Below are 1,463 nucleotides of genomic sequence, written 5' to 3'. Positions count from 1 at the left end.
CCGCGATGGAACTGCGCAACCGGCTGTCGAAGGCCACCGGCCTGCGCCTGCCCGCCACCCTCGTCTTCGACCACCCCGACCCCCGTCGGCTCGCCTCCCTGCTGCACACGGAACTCGTCGAGGGCCTGGCGGGATCGGGCGCCGCGACCACGGCGGTCCGGCCGGCGGACGACGAACCGCTCGCGATCGTCGGCATGGCCTGCCGTTACCCGGGCGGCGTCAGCGACGCCGAGGGCCTGTGGCGACTGCTCTCGGAGGGCCGGGACGAGCTGTCGGACTTCCCCACGGACCGCGGCTGGGACCGCTGGGGCGCGCCCGCCGTGGGACAGGCCGGGTTCCTGCACGAGGCCGGGGAGTTCGACGCCGCCTTCTTCGGGATCTCGCCCCGCGAGGCGGTGACCATGGACCCGCAGCAGCGGCTGTTGCTCGAGGTGTCCTGGGAGGCCTTCGAACGGGCCGGCATCGACCCCTGGTCGCTGCGCAACAGTTCCACCGGGGTCTTCGTGGGCGGCGGCCCACAGGACTATCCCACGGTGCTGATGGGCTCCGCCGAGGCCGACAGCGGCTACGGCATGACCGGCGCGCTCGGCAGCGTCATGTCGGGCCGCGTCTCCTACGTGCTCGGCCTGGAGGGCCCGGCCGTCACCGTGGACACCGCGTGCTCGTCCTCGCTCGTCGCCCTGCACCTGGCCGCGCAGTCGCTGCACAACGGCGAATGCGACCTCGCCGTGGCCGGCGGTGTGACCATCATGGCCACGCCGGGCGCGTTCCTCGGGTTCGACACCCTGGGCGGCATGGCCGGCGACGGCCGCTGCAAGGCCTTCGCGGCTTCGGCGGACGGCACCGGCTGGGGCGAGGGCGTCGGCATGGTCGTCGTGGAACGGCTGTCGGACGCGCGCCGCAACGGGCACGAGGTGCTCGCGGTCATCCGGGGCTCGGCGATCAACCAGGACGGCGCGTCGAACGGGCTGAGCGCGCCGAACGGTCCGGCGCAGCAGCGCGTGATCCGTCAGGCGCTGGCGAACGCGGGACTGTCCCCCGCGGACGTCGACCTGGTCGAGGCGCACGGCACCGGCACCACCCTCGGCGACCCCATCGAGGCACAGGCGCTGCTGGCCACCTACGGCCAGGACCGCCCCGCCGACCGGCCCGTCTGGCTGGGCTCCGTGAAGTCCAACTTCGGGCACACGGGTGCGGCGGCGGGCGTGGCGGGCGTCATCAAGTCGGTGCTCGCCCTGCGCCACGGGGTGCTGCCCAAGACGCTGCACGTGGACGAGCCCACGCCGAAGGTGGACTGGTCGGCGGGCGCGGTGGAGCTGCTGACCGAGGCGCGGGAGTGGCCCGAGACGGGGCGTGCGCGACGGGCGGCGGTCTCGTCGTTCGGGATCAGCGGCACCAACGCGCACCTGATCCTGGAGCAGGCGCCGCAGGCCGAGGACGCGCGGGAGAGCGCGGGCGAGCCG

At 74.4% G+C, this 1,463-nt stretch carries 1 protein-coding gene; it reads left to right on the top strand.

The annotated features are described in order from the left end of the window. Positions 1–1,463: type I polyketide synthase (locus tag KMS84_RS04890; RefSeq protein ID WP_256914779.1), on the top strand; the 1,463-nt coding region annotated here is incomplete at both ends.

The sequence above is a fragment of the Streptomyces hilarionis genome (assembly GCF_024539675.1).
Lineage (GTDB): Bacteria > Actinomycetota > Actinomycetes > Streptomycetales > Streptomycetaceae > Streptomyces > Streptomyces hilarionis.
This window is presented reverse-complemented; position numbering and strand designations above follow the sequence as displayed.